Genomic DNA, 21523 nt, shown 5'->3' with positions numbered 1-21523 from the left:
AGTCAAGCAATAGATGTCCCTGGCACCTTCAATCCGTGAAAAAATATTTTATTGACATCCTGATACGTATCGTTGCATGATAGTCATCCTTTGATGGCGATCCAACCGCCCCTCCCCCCCCCCCCAAAAAGGCGGCCGGGGATGGTTTAAAAAAGCCGAACCACGACCATTCACCATCATATTTTATAAGAACCACCAAAAAGGGAATAGGAGGTATGATCGCCACTAAAAAAAAAGCAGTGTCAGCATCTTTAAGAATTATTATTCCCATGTATGCAACCTATGGTCTGTTTGTTCTGACTATTTTTCTGATATTTATCCCCATGAAAAAAACACACATGATGGATCAGAAAAAAGAAATGATCCGTGAACTGACCAATATCACCTGGAGCCTGGTGTCAGAATATGATCAACGGGTAAAGACAGGAGAATTAAGTCTTGAAGCGGCACAACAAAACGCCATAAAAACGCTTCGAAATTTGCGCTATGGCCCCGAAGGCAAGGATTATTTCTGGATAGTGGATATGCAGAACCAGGCGGTCATGCATCCTTACCGGCCCGATTTTGAAGGCAAAGATCAGACAGAATTCACTGATGCCAGGGGAAAGCATATTTTTGAGACCTTTGTCAACACGGTCAAAATGAGCGGTGAAGGGTATGTGGACTATGTATGGCAATGGAAAGATGATCCCAAAAAAATTGTTCCTAAAATTTCTTTTGTAAAGGGATTTCTTCCCTGGGACTGGGTCATTGGAACCGGCCTCTATATCGAAGATATCCGCCAGGAGACAGCAGTGACCCTCCAAGGGTTTGTCAAACTGTTTACGGGCGTGCTGTTCATTGTGATTCTCCTGTCATTTTATATCACCTGGCAGGCCGTTAAAATCGAAAAGAAAAAGAGCCGGGCGGAAACAGCCAGATATCTCAATGAGGTGCGTCTTGAAAAATTATTGGAATTGAGTCGAATGACCGATGCATCACAAAAAGAACTGACGGAGTTCGCAGTGGAGGAAGCCATAAAACTGAGCCAGAGCTGTATTGGATACCTGGCATTTTTAAATGCGGATGAAACCCAGCTGACCCTTCATACCTGGTCAAAACAAGCCATGGAACAATGTGGCATCACGGATAAGCCATTGGTGTGCCCCGTAGAGGAAACAGGGCTGTGGGCCGACGTCATAAGACTCAAAAAGCCTGTTATTACCAATGATTATGATACCTCACCGAATAAAAAGGGATATCCCCCCGGGCACATCAAGATTTCCCGGGTGATGAATATCCCCATATTCGACAATGGAAAGATTGTGGCACTGGCCGGAGTCGGGAATAAAGATGAGGCCTATAATGAATCTGATCTCCGCCAGGTGCAATTGATGATGGACGGAATGTGGAACATCATTCAAAAAAAACAGGCTGAAGATGACTTGCGTGAAAGTGAAGAACGGTATCGGCTGCTGGCGGAAAATGCAGCGGATAGCCTCTGGATATTGCAGCTTTCCAATTTTTCCTTGTCCTATGTCAGCCCCTCCATGGAACGAATTTTGGGATATACCCCCAAGGAACTCCTTGGACTGGATATGGGACAATTTATGACCCCGGCTGCTTTGAAAAAAATATCTGCAACCATATCCGAAGAACTGAAAAAAGACAGGAGGGACGGGGAGGATCCCAACCGACACCGGGTGCTGGAGCTGGATCAGGTCAGAAAAGATGGATCAACCATATGGACAGAGGTGACAGCCCGTTTCTTACGGGACAAAGATGGAAAACCCGACAGGGTATTGGGGATCACCCGGGAGATCACCCAACGCAAAGAGATGGAGAACAGGCTTCAACAGGCCCAGAAAATGGAGGCCCTGGGAACCCTGGCCGGTGGAATTGCCCATGATTTTAATAATATTCTATCCTCTGTCCTGGGGTTTACAGAATTGGCAAAACTGGGAAACAAAGTAGATGAGGAGACAAAAGAGAACCTGGATCAAGTCCTGGCCGCAGGGATCAGGGCCAGGGATCTGGTCAGGCATATATTGACATTCAGCCGAAGGGCAGACGTCCAGAAACAATCAATAAAAATCACGCCATTGATCAAAGAATGTCTGAAGTTTTTAAGGGCTTCGGTATCAACCAACATAGTAATCAAACATCATTTTGAAACAACGGACAGCCTTTTGATGGCCGATGCCACCCAGATTCACCAGGTTCTCATGAACCTTTTTACCAATGCAGCTTATGCAATGAAACAAAACGGGGGAATTCTTGATGTCCGACTCACCGCAATGAAGACCCTTTCCGCTGAGATCTGCCAGGCAAAAGAATTAAAACCGGGCCCTTATCTTCAATTAACGGTTGCCGACACGGGGTGCGGTATCCCGGAACAGGTGATTTCAAAAATTTTTGAACCCTTTTTCACCACCAAAGGACGGGTTGAAGGCACTGGAATGGGCCTGTCCATGGCTTACGGGATCATTAAAGATATGGGGGGGGCGATTTTAGTTCACAGCAAATTGGGTAAGGGAACCACATTTCAGGTGTTGCTGCCGGAACATTCGGGAGCCCCCTTAACAGGTGAAGTGCCTGTTGATTTTACTTTGATGACCCACTATGGCAGAATACTTCTGGTGGATGATGAAAAACCCATTGTTGACTGGATGCAGCAGGTGCTGTCAAAACTCGGATATGAGGTGGTCAGCATGAGCGATAGCCTGGCTGCACTTAAAAAATTCAAACAAAACCCCAAGGGTTATGATCTTGTGTTAACCGACATGGCCATGCCCCAAATGAACGGTCTTGAATTATCAAAACAGATAATGGCATTAAGGCCGGATATCCCCATCATCCTGTGTACGGGTTTCAGCGAGGGGTTAACGGCACAACGGATGAAAGATCATGGAATTTTTGAAATGATCATGAAACCCATGATCGCCGGCGAGCTCGCCCAGGTCGTCACCAAGGCCCTGGGCAAAAAAACTAAAAAATAGGGAGTGGTATGATCAAGGTATTAATAATTGATGACGATCCAAAAATCTGTTTGTTCTTCAGCCAGCTGCTAAAACAGATGGGGCATGAGCCCTATGTTGCCAATACCCTGAAAAAAGGTCTTGATCTCAACACTGAATCGTGTTTTGACCTTATCCTTCTGGACCTGGAGCTTCCCGACGGCAATGGTCTGGAAATCATGCCGGACCTGATGAAGGCACCGTCCGGACCTGAAGTTATCATTATTACGGGTACAGGAGATATCAGGGGAGCTGAAATGGCGTTTAAATACGGGGCATGGGATTATGTGCAAAAACCCTTTCTTCTGGACGAGGTGTCTCTTCCCATTACCCGGGCCCTGCAATACCGCAGGGAAAAACAGACCTCGAGCCCTCCGGTTCCTTTGATTCGATCAAATATTGTGGGGGAATCAGATGCCCTTCGCAAATGCCTGGAAAATGTTGCCAGGGCCGCAGTGACCGATGCAAGTATTTTGATTACTGGTGAAACCGGTACTGGCAAGGAGTTATTTGCCAGGGCTATCCATGAAAACAGTAAAAGAAACACAAAGCCTTTTATTGCCGTGGATTGCGGGGCACTGCCCGAAACATTGGTGGAGAGCACCCTGTTCGGTCATGAAAAAGGCGCATTTACAGGTGCGAATAATCGACAGGATGGCTTGATTGCCCAGGCGGATGGCGGGACACTCTTGCTGGATGAAGTGGGGGATCTGCCATTGAATATCCAGAAAACTTTTTTACGTACGCTCCAGGAACGCTATGTGCGACGCATCGGCGGCAAATCGGAAAAAAGGGTGGACTTCAGGTTGGTTGCAGCAACCAACCTGAATCTGGATGAAATGGTCAAAAAAAACACATTCCGGGAAGATCTTTTATACCGGATCCGGGCCATGGAAATCCAGCTTCCTCCCTTACGGGAACGGGGGCAGCAGGATATTGAAGACATCACCATTAAAAAGACACATGTGCTGGCACAGCGCTACGGCATTGAAACAAAGGCAATCTCTCCAGAATTTTTTCAAACCCTGGCAGCCCACCATTGGCCTGGAAATGTGCGCGAACTGATGAATGTTCTAGAATATGTACTGGCTTCGGCAGGACAGGACCCCACCTTATTTCCCAAACACCTTCCGCCGGAATACCGGGCAGCCCGGCTGGCGTTTGATCCGGTTTCGGGAACAAACCCCAGGCCGCAGACGGTTGAAAGCCTGGATGCCGGAGATGACCTGCCCACTTTGCAGGCGTATCGAAATCAAATTGAAAAAACGTATCTAAAAATACTGCTGCGCAGGGCTAAGGGAAACCGGGAGGCAGCAAGCCGGATTTCCGGGGTCTCCCAGTCCCGGCTATACAGCCTGCTAAAAAAGCACCATCTGTCCGGATTCAGCGCCTCCTGAAAATATTAGACAGTCTCAACCTAAGGGTTATTCAAGCTTCTGATTCTCCATTCCTATAAACAGGAATAATATTTTTCCTGTTTATAGGAATGCGCCATTCAATTCCGTTGCATCGTCCTATCTTAACAATCACAACTACCTGTTATTATTTAAAATTTTAAAGATGCCACCCCGTGGCATGCTTTCTGCTATACCTGAATATAAATCAACAACCTCTTTTTCAATAACAAAGACGGAACGGCACAAGGGGAATGCGGTATGAAAACAGTTTTGTATGCGAAAGGGATAGACAAGATGGGAGACCATCTCGAAACCATCATCCATGCACAAGTCAATGGAATAAAGATTAAAACCTGCACTTCAATTGAGGGTCTGTTTCAAATACTCCGAAAACCATTGAACAACCTGTCTGTGGTTATCCTTTGGATTGCCTCTATAAATGACCTGGTTGAATTCAATTTGATGGGCACACTTTTTGACGATATCAAGATCATCTTGATATTGCCTGACAGAAAAAAACAGACACTTGCATTGGGGTGTAAATTGAAACCCAGTTTTGTCAGTTATGTTGACAGTGATTTGCAGGATGTCGCCTCTGTTTTAAAACAAATATTAAAAAAAACAAAGGAGAAAAAGCAACATGGCTGAGTCGATGGAAACAATGAATCAGGCCGTAAAGGTCATGGCAGAAAGGGAGGGCAAATACCTGACCTTTATTCTGGCCAAGGAAGAATACGGGATCAGTATTTTAAAAATCAGGGAAATCATTGGAATGATGCCCATCACATCGGTCCCCCAGACACCTGAATTTGTAAAAGGCGTCATCAATCTTAGAGGGAAAGTCATTCCGGTAATAGATCTTCGAGTTAAATTCAAGATGGCGGCCACAGCGTATTCAGACAGGACCTGCATCATTGTTGTGGAGATCCAGGGGGCCGCCGGCCATATCCATATGGGCTGTGTAGTGGATGCGGTTTCCGAAGTTTTAAATATCAGATCCCGGGATATTGAGGACACCCCGAATTTTGGCGCCAATCTGGATGCATCGTATATTCTGGGGATGGCCAAAATGGAAGGGGACGTCAAAATTCTTCTGGATATCAACCGGGTGTTGAATGCAGATGAAGTGTCCTCATTGGATCAGACGGCAAATGAAAATTACAAAAATCATTAAATAAAAATTTTAAATGGAGACGGATACAAATGAAAAAACGATCACTTAAATTCAAATTAATTTTTGGCGGGATTCTAGCGGTTATTGTTCCCCTGGCGGTTGTGGGTATCTTTTCAATCAATCAATCCTCAAAAGCACTGGTGACCGCTGCAAAAGGACAGGCAGCACAAGTCGCTGAAAATCTGGCAGCCATGACAGATGTGACCATTGAGCAGGAAGTCAAGCTGGCCAGGGAGATGGCCCTTGTGCCAATAATAGTGGATGCGCTCGACAAGCTGTCAAAAAACGGGATGGATAATACCAGTGCCGAATTAGAGGCTGTGGACGGTTTTTTCGTAACGGTTTTTGAACAGATCGGCAGCAGCTATGATACTCTGTTTATCGCGGATACCCGTGGTTTGCTCGTATCGGACAGCTTGGGCGGTGCCCTTCGGGCAAAAAAATTATCTGTGGTAGACAGGGATTATTTTATTTCAGCCAAAACCGGAAAGATCAGCATTGGCAAACCGGTGCAATCCAAGGCCAGCGGTAAACCCGTGTTCGTGGTGGCGGTACCTGTAAAAAACAGTGCCGGCCAAATTGTCGGTATCTTCGGAGCCGTGCTCAAGCTGGATATATTGTCTGAACGAATTAGCCAAGTAAAAATAGGCCAGACCGGTTATCCGTTTATGATGGACAAGACCGGCCTTACCATTGCCCATCCCAACACAGAAAATATCCTTGTACTGAACCTTAGCCAGGTCAATGGTATGGAATCCATAACAAGCCAGATGCTGGCCCATAAATCCGGTGTGGACCATTATGTTTTTAAGGGTATCAAGAAAATTGCCGGTTATGCGCCGGTGACAATGACAGGCTGGAGTATTGGAGTGACCCAGAATGAAGCAGAATTTATGGGTCCGGTCCATGCCATTCGAAATCTAGTTCTGATTGCCGGAGGAATTTTTCTGTTCATAACCCTTATGGGCATACTCTGGTTCTCCCGTAGCATTACATTGCCCATCAACCGGATTATCGCGGGACTAGGTGAGGGGTCCAACCAGGTGGCAGCCGCATCAAGCCAGGTTTCCTCATCAAGCCAGTCCCTGGCCGAAGGGGCGTCTGAGCAGGCCGCGTCCATTGAGGAAACCTCCTCGTCCATGGAAGAGATGTCGTCCATGACCAAGAAAAATGCTGAAAATGCAAAACATGCGGACAATTTGATGAAAGACGCCGCGCATCTGGTGGTTGAGGCCAATGATTCCATGACACAACTGACGCACTCCATGGAAGATATTTCCAAGGCCAGCGAAGAGACATCTAAGATTATTAAGACCATTGATGAAATCGCCTTCCAAACCAATCTTCTGGCATTGAATGCAGCGGTTGAAGCTGCCCGGGCCGGTGAAGCCGGGGCAGGGTTTGCCGTGGTGGCCGACGAAGTGAGAAATCTTGCCATGAGAGCTGCGGACGCCGCAAAAAATACGGCCCAACTCATTGAAGGAACCGTTAAAAAGGTTAAAGAAGGGTCAGAACTTGTATCAAAGTCCAATGACTCCTTTGGCAAGGTTGCCGTCAGTGCCGGAAAGGTTGGAGATCTCGTGGCTGAGATTTCCGAAGCATCCAGTGAACAGTCCAAGGGAATTGAGCAGGTGAATATTGCGGTGTCGGAAATGGACAAGGTGGTGCAACAGAATGCTGCCACTGCCGAAGAATCCGCATCCGCATCTGAGGAAATGAATGCCCAGGCAGAGCAGCTCAAGGAATATTTGGGGGACCTGGTCAGGGTAATTTCCGGCACCCATGAGAGGACCCCGGCAATAACCACGGAAAAAACTACGCGTCTCGTTGTTCCGCATCATCCTGCCCGGCCGGTGAGAAAAAGACAGCAACTATCCTCAAGACCCAATGAAGTCAGACCGGATCAGGTCATTCCCTTTGACGATGACGATAATTTTGAAAATTTTTAAATTAATGAATCCCCGGCACAGGGGATCTGCCCAGATGCCCTGTGCCCTTTGCAGTGATAAAATGATGCCCCCCCGGTAGTCCCGGAAAATGCAAAAAACAAAGGCAATGTTATGACAGTTGAAATTATTCAAAATTTAATGGAGACGATCTCTTGTGATTTTATTCTGGCAGACCCAAAGGAGCCGGAAACGTTGTCTTGCTTGTTGCCGATTCTCAAACGGCTCCATGGAAAATGTATGGAAGTTTCATTGACCGGTAAGGCCAACGAAATTTTAAAGACGAGAGAAATGATAACAGATATTTCAAAGGCCTTGCCCCCTGATCCGGAAGAAGCGAAACTTGTCCTGGATCAACTTCAACAAGATCTTGATACATTTTCCCATCTGATGGTTGAATTTTGTCCTGGAGATATCCCCCATCTGGGTGAAATGCTCAATACCCTGGATACGCTGATTGACCGGTCAGAAGAGAAAGAGTTCGCCATTTTCCATGAGATTGGCCTTGCCTGTAAACGGTATGTAGAATTCATGATACTGAAAAACATCCCTGCAACAGCCCCCCTGGAACAAGGCGTGCTACTATTAAAGTCCATTATGCGTCATCTGAAAAAAGGGGAAATTTTTGGGTATGAATATTCAGATGTTTTGGACATATTAAATACCGGCCTTGAACAGGAAAAGACCCGTGAAAATAGCACACAAAAGGAAGACGATCCAAAAATAGACTCCCAAAAAATCCCGGTAATTGATGCCCAAAAAGAACCGGAAAAAATATCAGACGACGATCTGGAGATCCTCATTGATTTCGTATCTGAAGCGGAGGAAAACCTTTATACAATAGAAGTCAGCCTGATTGATCTGGAACAGGACCCGTCCAACAAGGATATCATCAATGATATCTTCCGCCCGTTTCATACCATTAAAGGGGTTTCCGGATTTTTATCCCTGAAAAAAATAAACACACTGGCCCATACCACGGAAAACCTTCTGGACAGTGCCCGCAGCGGTGACCTTGTCATCGATGATATGGCAACAGATGCCATTCTGGAAGCCGTGGACATGTTGAAAGCCCTTTTAGCCAGGGTAAAACTGAGTACTGAAACCAGGATCAAACAGCCGGATGAGGATATCAATGTTAGTGTCTTGAGGGAAAAACTTCAAAACATCCAGATGGCCATGACCAGGGGGGATAGCCATCCTTTGGGAGAAATACTGGTTCAAAAAGGGGCCATCAGTCGGGAAAAGCTTAACCAGGCCCTTGAATTCCAGACAGAAAATCCGGAAAAAAAGATCGGAGAAATACTGGTTGAGGGAAAACAGACAGAACCCAAACAAGTGGCCTCAGCCCTTATGGAACAAAGCATGCCCAAAAACCCAACAGCCTCCCAGATAAAAGTGAGTACTCAAAAGCTGGATGACCTGGTGGATTATGCAGGAGAGCTTGTCATTGCCCAATCCATGCTGAGACAGAAGACCTCAAATGACCCCTCTTTGAGTCAGAATGTGTCACAACTCGGCCAGATTGTAACCCATATGCAGAATATTGCCATGTCCATGAGAATGATTCCCATTAAAACCACGTTCACGAAAATGATACGGCTTGTCAGGGATCTTTCCCGTAAATCCGGAAAAACGGTTGCCCTGGACATGGTGGGGGAAGAGACTGAAATCGATCGGAATGTGGTGGATGCACTGTATGAACCCATGGTGCACATGATCCGAAACTCTGTTGATCATGGAATTGAACACCCCTCCCATCGTCTTGAACAGGGAAAGCCTTCCCAGGGGACGATTATTCTCCGGGCCTATCACAAAGGCGGTCATATTATCATTGAAATCGAAGATGACGGCAAAGGACTGGATAAAGACATAATTCTGGAAAAAGCAAAAGCCACTGATCTGATTACCGGAAATGAACAGATGACGGATGCGCAAATTTACGATCTGATTCTTCAGCCCGGGTTTTCCACCGCAAAACAGATCACTGATGTATCCGGTAGAGGCGTTGGAATGGATGTGGTCAAGGATGGAATTGAAAAATTCAGGGGACAGCTGAATATCAAATCATCAAAAGGGGTGGGAACAAAATTTACCATCAGCCTGCCCCTCACCCTGGCCATTATTGATGGAATGCTGGTGAGGGTTGACCAGGAAAAGTATATCATTCCCACCATGGCCATCCAGAAAGCCTTTAAGCCTGACCAGGAAGACTGTTTTACAGTGGAAGGAAAAAATGAAATGGTCAGGGACAGAGGGAATTTGATTCCCGTCATCCGATTGAGTGAACTTTACAACACCAGCCGTCAGAATAAATCTGTCTGGGACAGCCTTGTTGTTGTGGTTGAGTCAAAGAATGAAAAAAGAGCCTTATTAATTGATGAGCTGTTGGGCAAGGACGAATATGTCATCAAAAGTCTTGGCAAAAATCTTGAGGATTTAGAAAGCCTTGCCGGGGGGGCTATCCTTGCTGACGGGCAGGTGGGACTGATTCTTGACATTCATGGCATTTTCAAACTGGTATCCAAACGGTAACCGGAGCTGGCCAATTCCTTTACCTTCACGATCCATGCATCTGATATTTCTGATTCACCCACAAGACAAAAGGTTGTCATCCGCCTGTGCAAGTCTTTGAATCCCGGTGGCTACTTTTTCGTGGGAATGTCTGAAAATCTTCATGGACTTGAACACGGTCTGTCAATGGTTACCCCCAGCGGATATCAAAAAAAAAGTTAAAATCCTTCTGAACTGTCAATTCTAAACGTTTCAATCACAACAAACCCCATGGCGGTAATGACCATCAATATAGCGGAGATGGCCATGGCCTGTCCATAATTCATTGCCCCGGGCTGACCCAGGAATCGATAAATGGCCAGGGGAATGGTGGGGGTTTCCGGTCTTGCCGTAAAAATGGTGGCCCCAAACTCCCCCAGGCTGATGGTAAAGGCAAAAATGGCCCCTGCCACAAGGGCCCTGGCAACCAGGGGCAGATCAATGGTTTTAAATATGGTCATAGGAGATGCCCCGAGCATGGCTGCCGCATCTGTAAACTGCTGGGGAATCGATCGCAGGGCCGGCAATATCGCCCTTACCACAAAGGGAAATCCCACCAGGGCATGGGCAATGGGAATTAAAAAAATAGAGGTCCTCAAATTCAAAGGGGGTTTATCCAGGGTAATAATAATGCCGAATCCCAGGGTGACGGCAGATGTGGACAAGGGTAACATAAAAATGGGATCAAAAAAAGCGGTCCATTGGTTGTTGAATCGTCGGTCACAAAACCGGATGAACACGGCAGCGCAAACCCCGGTGACAAGGGCGATCACAAGAGACGTGCCGGCAAACAGAAACGAAAATTTGATGGCATGAAACGGGGGAATATAAAAAATGGAATCCGATGGGTTGTCAAACAATGCGGTATAAAAGACAAATGACCACTGGCCGTTATGGGTCAATGATTTGATCACAAGGGCCAGTAACGGGGCAACGCACAGCAGGAGGATAAAGAGAATCACCCCTGCGATGATCAGTTTTTCCCACACCAGAACCGGTGTCTTAAGATTTGCTTGTTCCGCATCCGGGGAAAACCGCACAGCCTTTCGGGTAAACGAGGTATACACCCACATCAGGGCAAATGTAAACCCGATTTGAATCAACGACAGAAAAGAGGCCACCGGAAGATTAAACAAATGGGCGGCCTGGCGGTATATTTCCGCTTCAATGGTGGAAACCGAAGGCCCCCCAAGGATCAGGATAATGCCAAAGCTGGAAAAACAGAAGATAAACACCAGGGTTGAGGCAGCATAGATGGCCGGTTTTAATAAGGGCAGGGTAATGGTTAGAAACACCTGCACAGGTCCTGCCCCCAGCATCATGGCCGCCTCCCTGATCCGCCCCTGGAGAGAAGACCAGAACCCGGTCAAAATCCGTAACATCACCGAAAAATTATAAAACACATGGGCCAGAAGAATTAACACCAACGGGTGGTCTATTTTTATCCCGAACAACCCGCCATTTTTTCCAAATCCGGCCTGAAACGCTGCTGCCACAACCACTGCCGGCAGGACAAAGGGAATGGATGCCAGCAGTTTAATCACCCGTTTCCCCTTAAAGGCATAATGGGACAGGACAAAAGCACAGGGCAGCGCACAGACCAATGTTAACAGCGTAGACAGCCCGGCCTGCCAAACCGTAAACCCTATAATTTTCATTATCCGTTTTGAGGAGAAGACCTGGTCCAGAAAAGAAAGGTCCATTCTCCCTTCCTGGAAAAAACTTTTTAAAAAAATCCCGGACAAGGGATAAAAATAAAACACGAGGAAAAAAACGGCCGGAACCAATCCGGCCAGGGCGTACGGATGGATATGGAACCCGGGTTTTACTAAAGCAGCGTTTCGGTCCATTCCCTGATCCAGACATCCCGTTTGTCATCAATTAACCGGGGCGCCAGAAGCGCGGGTGTTTTTGTCATACGGGCGTGTTTTTGAAACACCGCCGGTAATACGGCGGTGCCATTGGCCGGAAAAACAAACATCTGCAACGGGATATCTTCCTGGAATGGCCTTGACAGGATAAAGTCCATGGCCTTCCGGGCAAGGGCAAGATGGGATGTCCCTTTTAAAATACCGGCAAATTCAATCTGTCGAAAAGCAGATCCGTTCTCGATCATAACGCCTGTGGGCGCCTGGTCCGGTTTTGTTTCAGCATAAAAAACCTCTGCTGCCGGGCTGGAGGCATAACTGACCACAATGGGTTTATCCCCCTCCGAGGCTGCCGTGAAGTGTCCCCAATAGGCTTCTTTCCAGCCGTTGGTCACAAGGACGTCATTGGCTTTCAGCCGTTGCCAATATGCCAGATACCCGTCCTGACCGAACCGGCTGATGGTGGCCAGTAAAAATGCCAGGCCCGGAGACGATGTTGCCGGATTTTCAACAACGGTCAAGCCTTTATACTCAGGCTTGATTAAATCTTCCAGCATGACCGGCGGCACTTGATGATGGGCCTTAAACCAGAAGATATCATAATTGATACAGACATCGCCAAAATCCACGGGAATCAGCCGGTTTTCCGGATCCAGTTTCAAGGCATTGTCCACGGCATCCAGATGCAAAGGGGCATAGGGAACAAACATATCTGCTGCCACAGCCCGGCTTAAAAACGTATTATCCACCCCGTAGAAAATATCTGCCAGGGGATTGTTTTTTGACAGAATCGCCTTGTTCAGTGCTTCACCGGCATCACCGGATTTCAGGATGACCAGTTTGGCCTGAACCGTCTGTTCAAAGGCGGAAACAAGCGCTTTGCTGACACTGAAACTGTCATGGGTCATGATGGTGATAACCGGCAGTGCTGTTGCTTGTATTTGGGGTACTTCCTGGGATTGCTCCTGGTTTGAGCAGGCCAGAAGGCTGACCATCAGCACACTAAACACCCATAAGACATACTTGACTTTCATTTTCTTCTCTCCCAACAAAAAAACCATTCCCTGACAAAAAAGATTGGATCATCAGAGGATGGTTAAAGGTAAATTCGTTCCCTCCGCCGGTATTACCCGGATCAGGTTATGAACGGTCGGGCCAACTCCCTCTCAGCATGAAACGCATGCTCCCGTACAAATCTTTTCCCTGCTCTCCTGAATAGACCGATTCTCCAAACCTGTCAAGCAATAGATTTGATCGGGATCGGATCTTTCAGCCGTTCTTGACTATTTCTGCCGGGCACTTTATGGTAGAAGAGAAAGGTTGCATCCGTCTTCATGCAGACGGATAACTTCAACAAAGAGGCCTTTTTATGAAACAGTGCAAATCATGCGGACAAATTCTCTCTGAAAAGGTTACCACCTGCCCTGACTGTGGCAGCCCCACCCTGGGCGGCATCACCTATATAGATGATTACAGGATTCAGGCCATTATCCATGAAGGTCAGGCATCTCTTGTCTGTAAAGCCGTAAAAGGCACTGGTGAACCATCTGTATCCATCCGATTGTTTACAGAAAAATCAGGTGTAGATGATCAGGTGGCCCTTCGGCTTGAAAAAGAGCTGGAAGAGCTCAAACGACTGCCGTCAGAACACTTTGTCGAGCATTATGCCATCAAGAAAAGCAGTGAAGGGCTCTGGTACCGGGTCAGCGAATGGGTTGATGCAGCAGACTGGGGGTCTATCTTTATGTCCGGGGTATTGAAAGACCCCCGCCACATGGTCACCCTTTTTCACAATATCGCCTCTGTGCTTGCGCTGTTGCATCGACAGGATCATTTCATGCCGTACCTGATTCTGGACGATATCCTGATTCCCAAAGAAAAGACAAAAAATCTCCAGGTTAAAATCAATTACAAGCTCTCCCGATTTTTAAACGCAAGGGCAACCCACCATGGCCCCATGATGGAAAAACTGCTGGAATGCCACCCGGACATCATCAATCAACAGGCCATTGATTTTAAAAGCGGTATCTGGTCTCTCGGGAAAATTTTTGTTGAGATGTTATCTGCTGACCCCAACCTGAAAGATTTTTCCGCAAAGGTAGATCAATTAAAGGGAATTGACCCGGAACTGGCCGTTCTGATCAAAATCATGCTGTCGGATGACCCGGACCTGCGGCCTCAAACCATGGACAAAGTGGTCTCGGCCCTGGCAGGGATTCTGGACCGGCTGCCCGATTCACCCCCGAAATCCCTTGCCCATAAAAAAAAAACCGGTCTGGTTAAAGAATTGCGATGGTTTAAAAAAATGGTGGTGATTTTGGTGGTCATTATGATGGGAATTGTTGCCGCGAGCTCTGTCTCATGGCTGTATGTCCATTTTGATAAAAACAAGCGAGAAACCCGTGTTTCTGATTTCATAGACGTCTATGCCGGTTCTGTTGCCTTTATCATGGTGGAATACTGGCTGTCGGATGGCACCGAGATCGTCTATACCAGCAAGGTGGAGGGCACCGCCTTTCTGGTGGACAGCCGGGGATACCTGTTAACCAACCGCCATGTGGCCTGCCCCTGGCTTGATGATCCTTTCCTTTTCCAGGCGTATAACCAGTCTGCTACACTAAAAAAACCCATTGAATTTGATTACCGGATGTTTTTGTGGTTTGAAGGGGAAAAAGCCTTTAACCGGCTGCCGGCCTTAAGGACCAGCCCGGAATTGTCAGATGCCTATTATCTGTCTTCGGCATACAGTAGTAACGGACCGGGCAACCTGAGAATCGTCGGGGTTCCCCGGTCGTCCGCCAAAACCGGCGAACGGATAAAATCCCCGTTTAAAAATGATTTTGCCGTCTTGAAAATTGATACCCTCCCCCCCCACCTGAAACCACTGCCTCTTGAAGACGTAACAGCGCCCGAGGACATCAAGCGCCTCTCACCCGTCGTCATATTGGGATTCCCCCTGGGACACCTGACACAGGATGACCATATCAATACCAGCATCACAAGGGGATATGTCAGGAGGACCTCCAAAGAAATTATCCAGGTGGACACCTCGATTTATAAGGGTAACAGTGGTGGACCTGCGATCAATGACCAGGGTCATGTCATCGGGATTGCCTCCGGCGTGATAGCCGATCAGACACCCGGCTATTTTAAGGTGACAACACCCCTGTCAGATTTTGGCCTCATCCTGCCGATTTCAAGACCGGCACGATTTATTGAATCCATTAAAGCAGGCCGGCCCAAATGGGATGGCCGGATTGATTTTTCCCTGGAATTAAAAATGGAACAGATTACCGGCCTGGCGCTTGAAAACAAGTTCAAAGAAGCGGCAGAATTAAGTGAAACCATGCTCAAAACAAGCAATGATCCTGTTCTGCTGTTTGCCGCAGGCATGCTGAATTTCTGCACCCGGGATATGGATAAAAGCAGACAGTTTTTCAAAACCCTTTCGCTGATTGAACCGGAAAACACCACGTCAAAATTGATGCTCTACATGATTGACTGGGTTTCAGGACAGGACCAGATCACTGACCTTACAAAAGATCTGTTTGCCATGGCCTGGTATGAAGAAGATGAATTTCTAGGGTACCTGGCAACCGTATTAAACCAAAGGAAAAGAATGGACCCGGGATTCATGGAATTTGAAAGCCTGGCTGAAAAAAGTTGGCGTTTGTTCATTGAAGGGCTTATTTCAGAAGAAAACAATACCCTGGATATGGCTGTGAACTCGTTTGAACAGTCGATTTTAGCTGCCGATATCAATGATTGGGTGTATTATCTTTCTTTTTCACGATTTTCCCATATCCAGGACGGATTTGCCACAGTGCTGGAAGACAAATTGGCCCATCAAAAAGCCAGGGATGTTTTCCGGCAGAAAGCCAAAAAAAACAGACAGCAGATCTTGGAAAAGCGGCAGGTGATCCTCACATTGATGGGCCAATTGGAGTCGGCCCTTCTCCCGTACGAAAAAAAAATTCCGATCTATGACCAATTACTTGAACTGGCACCGGAAAACCGAACCCTGATTGGAAATGTCGCTTTTTTCCATGCCGCCCACAGTGACTGGCAAGCAGCGGTTGACGCGGTTGATCAATATTTTCAGCTGCCCTCCCGGGAAACAGCGTTAAGTCTCAGCCTGGGGCTGTTAAAAGGCGAACTGCTGCAACTTTCAGGGAAAAATCAGGCCGCCTTGGACCATTTGACAGAATTTTCAAAGGCGATCCATACCCACTGGTACCGCATTATCATCAAACACCTGATCATGAAAACAGATGAGGACAGGACCATTAAGCTTGCCGGCAAGGCACCGGAACGACTGATCACCCTGCATACTGCACTGGGGTTGTGGGCAGAAGCCGACCAAGACACACAAAAAGCCGTTCACCATTACCGGGAGGCCTTAAGTTCCTATCTGGATGACTGGAACGAATATGACCTGGCCCTGGGCAGGATCAAAAAAATCAGGCAGCCCCATAACTGATGCTGTTTTTAATCCAGCCGGACCTGTCAATCCTTATCCTGTTTTAATTTGATCCAGACATCCAGACGCTGCTTTACGGTTCGCTCATATCCCCGGTCAGTGGGGTAATAAAACCGCTGGTGCCCAAGTTCATCCGGCAGATAGGACTGGGGGACAAAGCCCTCCGTATAATCATGGGCATATTTGTACCCTTTTTTATACCCCAGGTCTTTCATCAGGTTTGTGGGGGCATTCCGGATGTGAAGCGGGACCGGTGAATAACCGGTTTTCCGGATCACTTCTTTTACCTGTTTATGGGCGGCATACACGGCATTGCTCTTGGGAGCGGTGGCCAAATAAACCGCTGCCTGAAACAGGGCATCCTCCCCTTCGGGATGACCCAGTATCCGGAAGCTTTCATTGGCGTTCAAAGCCATGGTCAATGCCCCCGGATCTGCCATGCCAATATCCTCTGTGGCAAACCGGATCATTCTTCTGAGCATGAAATAGGGATCATCCCCGGACATCAGCATCCGTTCCAGCCAGTAAATCGCGGCATCCGGATCACTGCCCCGCATGCTTTTAATGAGGGCGGAGATCAGATTGTAATGTTCTTCACCCGCCTTGTCATACAAGAATGATTTTTTTTCAATGGCGGTCTCAACATCCTGAACCGTAATGGGCGCTTTTTGTGCGAAATGCAGCACAGCGGTTTCAAGATTGGTCAGCGCAATCCGGGCATCCCCGTCAGATACCCGGGCAATATGGTCCAGGGCGTCATCCGACAGTCTGGCCCGGGACAGCCCGAGGCCGTTTTCCGGATCGGTTAATGCCCGTTTTAAAAGGGTTAGAATACTCGATTTTTCAAGACGTTCCAGGGTAAACACCCGGCATCGGGACACCAGGGCAGGAATCACTTCAAAAGAAGGATTTTCCGTTGTGGCCCCCACAAGGGTGATCAACCCGTTTTCCACATGAAGAAGAAAGGCATCCTGCTGGGCCTTGTTAAACCGGTGGATTTCATCCACAAACAAGAGGGTTCGCTTTTGATACAACGCCCGCATCTTTTTGGCAGTTGCAATGATCTCACGGATGTCTTTAACCCCGGACAGAACAGCGGATATCTTAATAAATTCAGATTTTGTTTCATTGGCAATAATTCCGGCCAGGGTTGTCTTTCCGCATCCGGGCGGTCCCCATAGAAGAAGGGAAAACACCCTGTCATCTGCTATAGCTTTCTGGAGAAGACTTCCCTTTGCCACCAGGTGCCCCTGGCCCACAAACGCATCAAGGGTCATGGGGCGCATCCGGTCCGCCAGGGGACGGGTTAACGCATCGTCCCGGGAATGATGAGATTCAAAAAGATCCATGTTTTTTAAGCGCTGTCTGTATCCCTTTCTCGTTTTCGCTTGCTTTGTTCTTTTCTCTGCTGGCCTTTTCGGGTGATCTGTCGTTTCTTTTTCTTGAAAATTCTTTCATCTTCCCTGGATCCCCCGGAAAATTTAATCTTGCCCGTCTTTTCCCGGAATAAGAGCTTGATGGGGGTTTTTGACAACGGAATCATCTGGCGCAACTGATTGACCAGGTAGCGCTTGTAGGAAAAATGAACCGCCCCGGGAAAATTCACAAAACAGACAAAACAGGGTGGTTTTGTCGCCACCTGGGTGGCGTAGAAGAATTTTAATCGTTTGCCTTTATGCAACGAGGGTTCTTCCCTGTAAACCGCATCCCCAATGATCCGGTTCAAAACGCCGGTATTAATCCGGTGGCAATATTCGTTGTGAATGGTAACGACTTCATCCAGAATTTTATGGCACCGCTGTCCGGTAAGGGCGGAAATCGTCATGGCAGGGGCATAGGATAAAAATTTTGCCTTATACCTCAAGTCTTCCATATATTTTTTGACACTTTTCCGGTCCCTGTCCAGGAGATCCCATTTATTGAACAGGAACATGGCGCCGCACCCCCTGTCTTCAGCGTATCCGGCAATGGTGATGTCCTGGTCTGTAATGCCCTCATCGGAATCAATCAGAATCAAGGCCACATCACACTCGTCAAGGCTTTTTAATGCCTTGAGGATGGAAAATTTTTCAAGTTTCTGGGTGACCTTGCCCTTGCGCCGGATACCGGCGGTATCCACCAGGACAAATTGTCTGCCCTTATGCTCAACAGCCAACTCTATGGCATCCCGGGTGGTACCGGCCTTTTCATCCACCACCACCCGCTGTTCACCAAACAGCTGGTTGGCAAGGGAAGATTTTCCCACATTGGGGCGGCCCACAATGGCAATCTTGATGGTTGTCTCATCGTCATCTGCCACTGGCTCATATTTCGGCAGCGCCGCCACCAGGTCATCTAAAAAATCCCCCACCCCAATGCCGTGCTCGGCCGAAACCTCGTAGAAATGATCAATACCCAGGGAATAGAACTCGGACAACTCATTGTGCTGGGAATAATTTTCTATTTTATTGATCAGGTAAAATACCGGTTTGGCCATCCGGCGTAAAAAATCCGCCAGCTCCCTGTCATAGGGGGATAATCCGGCCCGGCCATCTAAAATAAAAATAAGGACATCTGCCTGGTCTGCTGCAGCCGTCAATTGTTCCTTAATCCGGACGGCAAAATAATCATCATCCGAACTTAAAAATCCACCGGTATCGATCACGGTAAAGTCAATATCGTTCCACTGTGCATCTGCATAGTGTCTATCCCTTGTTACACCTGGAAAATCGTCAACAAGGGCCTGTCTTGAGCGAATTATCCTGTTAAACAATGTGGATTTCCCCACATTGGGTCTGCCCAGAAGGGCCACAACCGGTTTCATATGTTAACCTCCGAAAATTAAACCAACGTCTTTATTGGTTTATACAATATATTGAATTATTTATAAATAGGAATGATCCTGTGCCAGCAATTCACATTACATATAAGACGTAATAGTCGCCGGACAATGGGTCAGGCTTGCGTTATTGACACTTTGGCTGTGCAGTCTTTATAAAATTGTCCGGGTTAAGGCCAAAAGTACAATAACACAAGCCTGACCCGGTTTAATTATGGCCATAATGAGAATTGCTGAGCGTGTGCCGGCAAATTGCTTTTATTTGGTCCAGGAGAACAGCAGGGAACCGATGGTCAAAAAGACAACACTCATCACAAGGAGAATGGCCAGTTCAGATGAGACATCTGCCAGGGTGGCACCATCATTGACAATTTTTCTGACTGCCGATAAAAAATGCGTCAGGGGCAACACCCGGGCGATACTCTTCACCCATTCAGATGCCCCTTCCAGGGAAAACCAGACTTCAGACAAAAACATCATGGGCCAGCAGATAAAATTGATAATGCCATTGGTCAATTCTTCATTGGTCCCCCGACAGGCCAGGATCAGTCCAAGGGAGACAAGGCACAGGGTGCCTGCCAGAAATATAACCGCAGCATCCAGGTAAGATCCCTCCATCTGAAAATCGAACAAAAGATCACATCCAAACCAGACCAGAAAAGAGGTGCACAGCATGATCCACACCCGGGAGGCCAGCTGGGCGGTCAAATATTCAAAGGCGGTCACGGGAGTGGCCTTCAATCGTTTTAACACCCCGCTTCTCCGGTATCGAACAATGACATACCCCACCCCGAAAAGCGAAGAAAACATGATGTTCATCCCGAGAATGCCCGGAAAGAGCCAGTCAATATACCGGATCTGCTTGCCCTTGACCTGCTGCTTGACCATTCTTTCGGCAAACATGTCTTCGGATATGACAGATTCCTTGACCACTTTCTCCAATACAGCTCCCTTGGGGGAGGACGCATTGATCCAGTAGTGAAGTTTCGGGCCGCTATTTTTCAGCAGCATGTCGATCTTGTGGTGCAAGAGCTTGTCCACGGCGGCATCATAGGTTTCAAACGGAACAATCTTGATGTAATCATAGGTTTTAAGCCGTTCAGGGATCTCAAGATCCGTGACAACCATCTGATCCGGTACCACCGGGAAAACCCCCACCTTGAACTCTGATCGGGAATCTGAACTGAACATCACACCAAATCCGGCCACAATTAAAAACGGGAAGAGAATATTCCAGCCGAACCCGGCCCGGTCTCGTATAAACTCAAAATTCCTGGCCACAAACAAGGCCCACATTCTTTTAAAATTCATGATTTTAGTCTCTCAGCCGCTTACCCGTTAGTTTTAAAAAGACGGATTCCAGGTTCCAGGGGCCGTCCATGTCTTGACAATGGGTATCTATGAGACTTTGGGGAGATCCCTGGGCAATGATACGACCCTTGTCCATAATGGCAACGGTATCACACAAGGTTTCTGCCTCTTCCATATAATGGGTGGTGAGAATAATGGTCTTTCCCTTTTGATTCATGTCCCGGATGATTTCCCAGATATGCTTTCTGGCCTGGGGATCCAGGCCGGTGGAGGGTTCATCCAAAAAAATAAGGTCTGGATCATTTAACAGGGCAAGGCTGAGTAACAGTCTCTGGCGCTGACCACCGGATATTTTATTGTTCAGGCTTGTTTTAATATTTTCCAGCATACAAAGGGCAATCATGTCTTCCACCGGTAGAGGGGTATCATAAAACGCAGCAAACGTCTTTAAGGTTTCTTCCACGGTTAAAAATGCCAGCAGTTCTGTGTGCTGGAACTGGATACCGACTTCCTGGTTAAAGGTTTTGTTCCTCGGGCCGCCCTTGTAAAAAATTTTCCCGGAATCCTGGTCAATGATATTTTCCATCATCTCCACGGTGGTGGTCTTCCCGGCACCGTTGGGTCCCAGCAGGCCAAAGCAACTGCCCTGGGCAATGGCAAGGGAAATACCACTTACGGCCGTATGCCCATTGTATTTTTTCTTGATATTTTGGACGTCTATAATAATTGATGGGTCTGACATTGACGGTGTATTATCCAGTGTATCTGAAGTCTGCATTTTCTCGATTCAATCCATAAAATTTTTCACATGATAATCAAATTTATCGAAAATGGCAAGCAAGGGTATTTTCAGTGCAGGGCCAACGCAAGTAAATATTATAAGGTCCCTATGGTCTTGGTAACTGGCAATGGTCAGCCGAACATGACTTCCTCCAGATATTTCGGGTCTAAAGCTGCATTCAATCTTTTCGTTTTTACAC

At 47.3% G+C, this 21523-nt stretch carries 14 protein-coding genes and 1 riboswitch; of the genes, 7 read left to right on the top strand and 7 right to left on the bottom strand.

Annotated elements, in window-relative coordinates; translation table 11 throughout:
• Window positions 1–215: 215 nt before the first annotated feature.
• From Q1Q15_RS20795 to Q1Q15_RS20770, 6 genes are all read left to right on the top strand, one after another.
• Complete coding sequence (locus Q1Q15_RS20795) at window positions 216–2978, top strand: cache domain-containing protein (RefSeq protein WP_300464275.1); 2763 nt, start codon at window positions 216–218, stop codon at window positions 2976–2978.
• 8 nt (window positions 2979–2986) lie between these two features.
• Window positions 2987–4393: a sigma-54 dependent transcriptional regulator gene (locus Q1Q15_RS20790; RefSeq protein ID WP_300464273.1), complete on the top strand. Its 1407-nt coding sequence runs from the start codon at window positions 2987–2989 to the stop codon at window positions 4391–4393.
• Window positions 4394–4651: 258 nt separating this feature from the next.
• Window positions 4652–5041 (top strand): hypothetical protein, encoded by a 390-nt coding sequence (locus tag Q1Q15_RS20785; RefSeq protein WP_300464271.1) that lies wholly within the window; start codon window positions 4652–4654, stop codon window positions 5039–5041.
• Window positions 5034–5567, top strand: coding sequence for a chemotaxis protein CheW (locus tag Q1Q15_RS20780; protein WP_300464269.1), 534 nt, complete (start codon window positions 5034–5036; stop codon window positions 5565–5567). The genes Q1Q15_RS20785 and Q1Q15_RS20780 overlap by 8 nt, the downstream gene beginning before the upstream one ends.
• A gap of 29 nt (window positions 5568–5596) precedes the next feature.
• The gene (locus tag Q1Q15_RS20775; protein ID WP_300464268.1) at window positions 5597–7516 is read left to right on the top strand and encodes a methyl-accepting chemotaxis protein; all 1920 of its coding nucleotides are present in this window, start codon (window positions 5597–5599) and stop codon (window positions 7514–7516) included.
• A gap of 111 nt (window positions 7517–7627) precedes the next feature.
• Window positions 7628–10048 (top strand): chemotaxis protein CheA, encoded by a 2421-nt coding sequence (locus Q1Q15_RS20770; protein ID WP_300464266.1) that lies wholly within the window; start codon window positions 7628–7630, stop codon window positions 10046–10048.
• A gap of 197 nt (window positions 10049–10245) precedes the next feature.
• On the opposite strand, the gene Q1Q15_RS20760 is transcribed toward Q1Q15_RS20770, so the two are convergent.
• A complete protein-coding gene (locus Q1Q15_RS20760) occupies window positions 10246–11916 on the bottom strand; it encodes an iron ABC transporter permease (protein ID WP_300464265.1) in 1671 nt (556 codons plus the stop codon).
• Window positions 11895–12968: a thiamine ABC transporter substrate-binding protein gene (locus tag Q1Q15_RS20755; protein ID WP_300464263.1), complete on the bottom strand. Its 1074-nt coding sequence runs from the start codon at window positions 12966–12968 to the stop codon at window positions 11895–11897. The genes Q1Q15_RS20760 and Q1Q15_RS20755 overlap by 22 nt, the downstream gene beginning before the upstream one ends.
• A 61-nt stretch (window positions 12969–13029) precedes the next feature.
• A riboswitch (TPP riboswitch) is annotated at window positions 13030–13134 on the bottom strand.
• A 169-nt stretch (window positions 13135–13303) separates the two neighbouring features.
• Here Q1Q15_RS20755 and Q1Q15_RS20750 point away from each other — a divergent pair.
• A complete protein-coding gene (locus Q1Q15_RS20750; protein ID WP_300464261.1) occupies window positions 13304–16414 on the top strand; it encodes a trypsin-like peptidase domain-containing protein in 3111 nt (1036 codons plus the stop codon).
• Between the two features lie 26 nt (window positions 16415–16440).
• Here Q1Q15_RS20750 and Q1Q15_RS20745 read toward each other — a convergent pair whose 3' ends face one another.
• The 5 genes from Q1Q15_RS20745 to Q1Q15_RS20725 all read right to left on the bottom strand — a co-directional run.
• The gene (locus Q1Q15_RS20745) at window positions 16441–17763 is read right to left on the bottom strand and encodes a replication-associated recombination protein A (RefSeq protein WP_300464260.1); all 1323 of its coding nucleotides are present in this window, start codon (window positions 17761–17763) and stop codon (window positions 16441–16443) included.
• 5 nt (window positions 17764–17768) lie between these two features.
• Window positions 17769–19217, bottom strand: a complete 1449-nt coding sequence (gene der, locus Q1Q15_RS20740) for a ribosome biogenesis GTPase Der (protein ID WP_300464258.1) — start codon at window positions 19215–19217, stop codon at window positions 17769–17771.
• A gap of 273 nt (window positions 19218–19490) precedes the next feature.
• Window positions 19491–20543: an ABC transporter permease gene (locus Q1Q15_RS20735; protein ID WP_300464257.1), complete on the bottom strand. Its 1053-nt coding sequence runs from the start codon at window positions 20541–20543 to the stop codon at window positions 19491–19493.
• Window positions 20544–20547: 4 nt separating this feature from the next.
• The gene (locus Q1Q15_RS20730; RefSeq protein WP_300464255.1) at window positions 20548–21321 is read right to left on the bottom strand and encodes an ABC transporter ATP-binding protein; all 774 of its coding nucleotides are present in this window, start codon (window positions 21319–21321) and stop codon (window positions 20548–20550) included.
• A 9-nt stretch (window positions 21322–21330) separates the two neighbouring features.
• Window positions 21331–21523: hypothetical protein (locus tag Q1Q15_RS20725; protein WP_300464254.1), on the bottom strand; the 193-nt coding region annotated here is incomplete at its 5' end.

The organism is Desulfobacula sp., assembly GCF_030145145.1.
Classification (GTDB): Bacteria; Desulfobacterota; Desulfobacteria; order Desulfobacterales; family Desulfobacteraceae; genus Desulfobacula.
This window is presented reverse-complemented; position numbering and strand designations above follow the sequence as displayed.

Excerpts from the sequence above, each read along its gene's own strand:
- Q1Q15_RS20795 (WP_300464275.1), top strand. The coding sequence starts at position 216 with ATGATCGCCACTAAAAAAAAAGCAGTGTCAGCATCTTTAAGAATTATT.
- Q1Q15_RS20790 (WP_300464273.1), top strand. The coding sequence starts at position 2,987 with ATGATCAAGGTATTAATAATTGATGACGATCCAAAAATCTGTTTGTTC.
- Q1Q15_RS20785 (WP_300464271.1), top strand. The coding sequence starts at position 4,652 with ATGAAAACAGTTTTGTATGCGAAAGGGATAGACAAGATGGGAGACCAT.
- Q1Q15_RS20780 (WP_300464269.1), top strand. The coding sequence starts at position 5,034 with ATGGCTGAGTCGATGGAAACAATGAATCAGGCCGTAAAGGTCATGGCA.
- Q1Q15_RS20775 (WP_300464268.1), top strand. The coding sequence starts at position 5,597 with ATGAAAAAACGATCACTTAAATTCAAATTAATTTTTGGCGGGATTCTA.
- Q1Q15_RS20770 (WP_300464266.1), top strand. The coding sequence starts at position 7,628 with ATGACAGTTGAAATTATTCAAAATTTAATGGAGACGATCTCTTGTGAT.
- Q1Q15_RS20760 (WP_300464265.1), bottom strand. The coding sequence starts at position 11,916 with ATGGACCGAAACGCTGCTTTAGTAAAACCCGGGTTCCATATCCATCCG.
- Q1Q15_RS20755 (WP_300464263.1), bottom strand. The coding sequence starts at position 12,968 with ATGAAAGTCAAGTATGTCTTATGGGTGTTTAGTGTGCTGATGGTCAGC.
- Q1Q15_RS20750 (WP_300464261.1), top strand. The coding sequence starts at position 13,304 with ATGAAACAGTGCAAATCATGCGGACAAATTCTCTCTGAAAAGGTTACC.
- Q1Q15_RS20745 (WP_300464260.1), bottom strand. The coding sequence starts at position 17,763 with ATGGATCTTTTTGAATCTCATCATTCCCGGGACGATGCGTTAACCCGT.
- der (WP_300464258.1), bottom strand. The coding sequence starts at position 19,217 with ATGAAACCGGTTGTGGCCCTTCTGGGCAGACCCAATGTGGGGAAATCC.
- Q1Q15_RS20735 (WP_300464257.1), bottom strand. The coding sequence starts at position 20,543 with ATGAATTTTAAAAGAATGTGGGCCTTGTTTGTGGCCAGGAATTTTGAG.
- Q1Q15_RS20730 (WP_300464255.1), bottom strand. The coding sequence starts at position 21,321 with ATGCAGACTTCAGATACACTGGATAATACACCGTCAATGTCAGACCCA.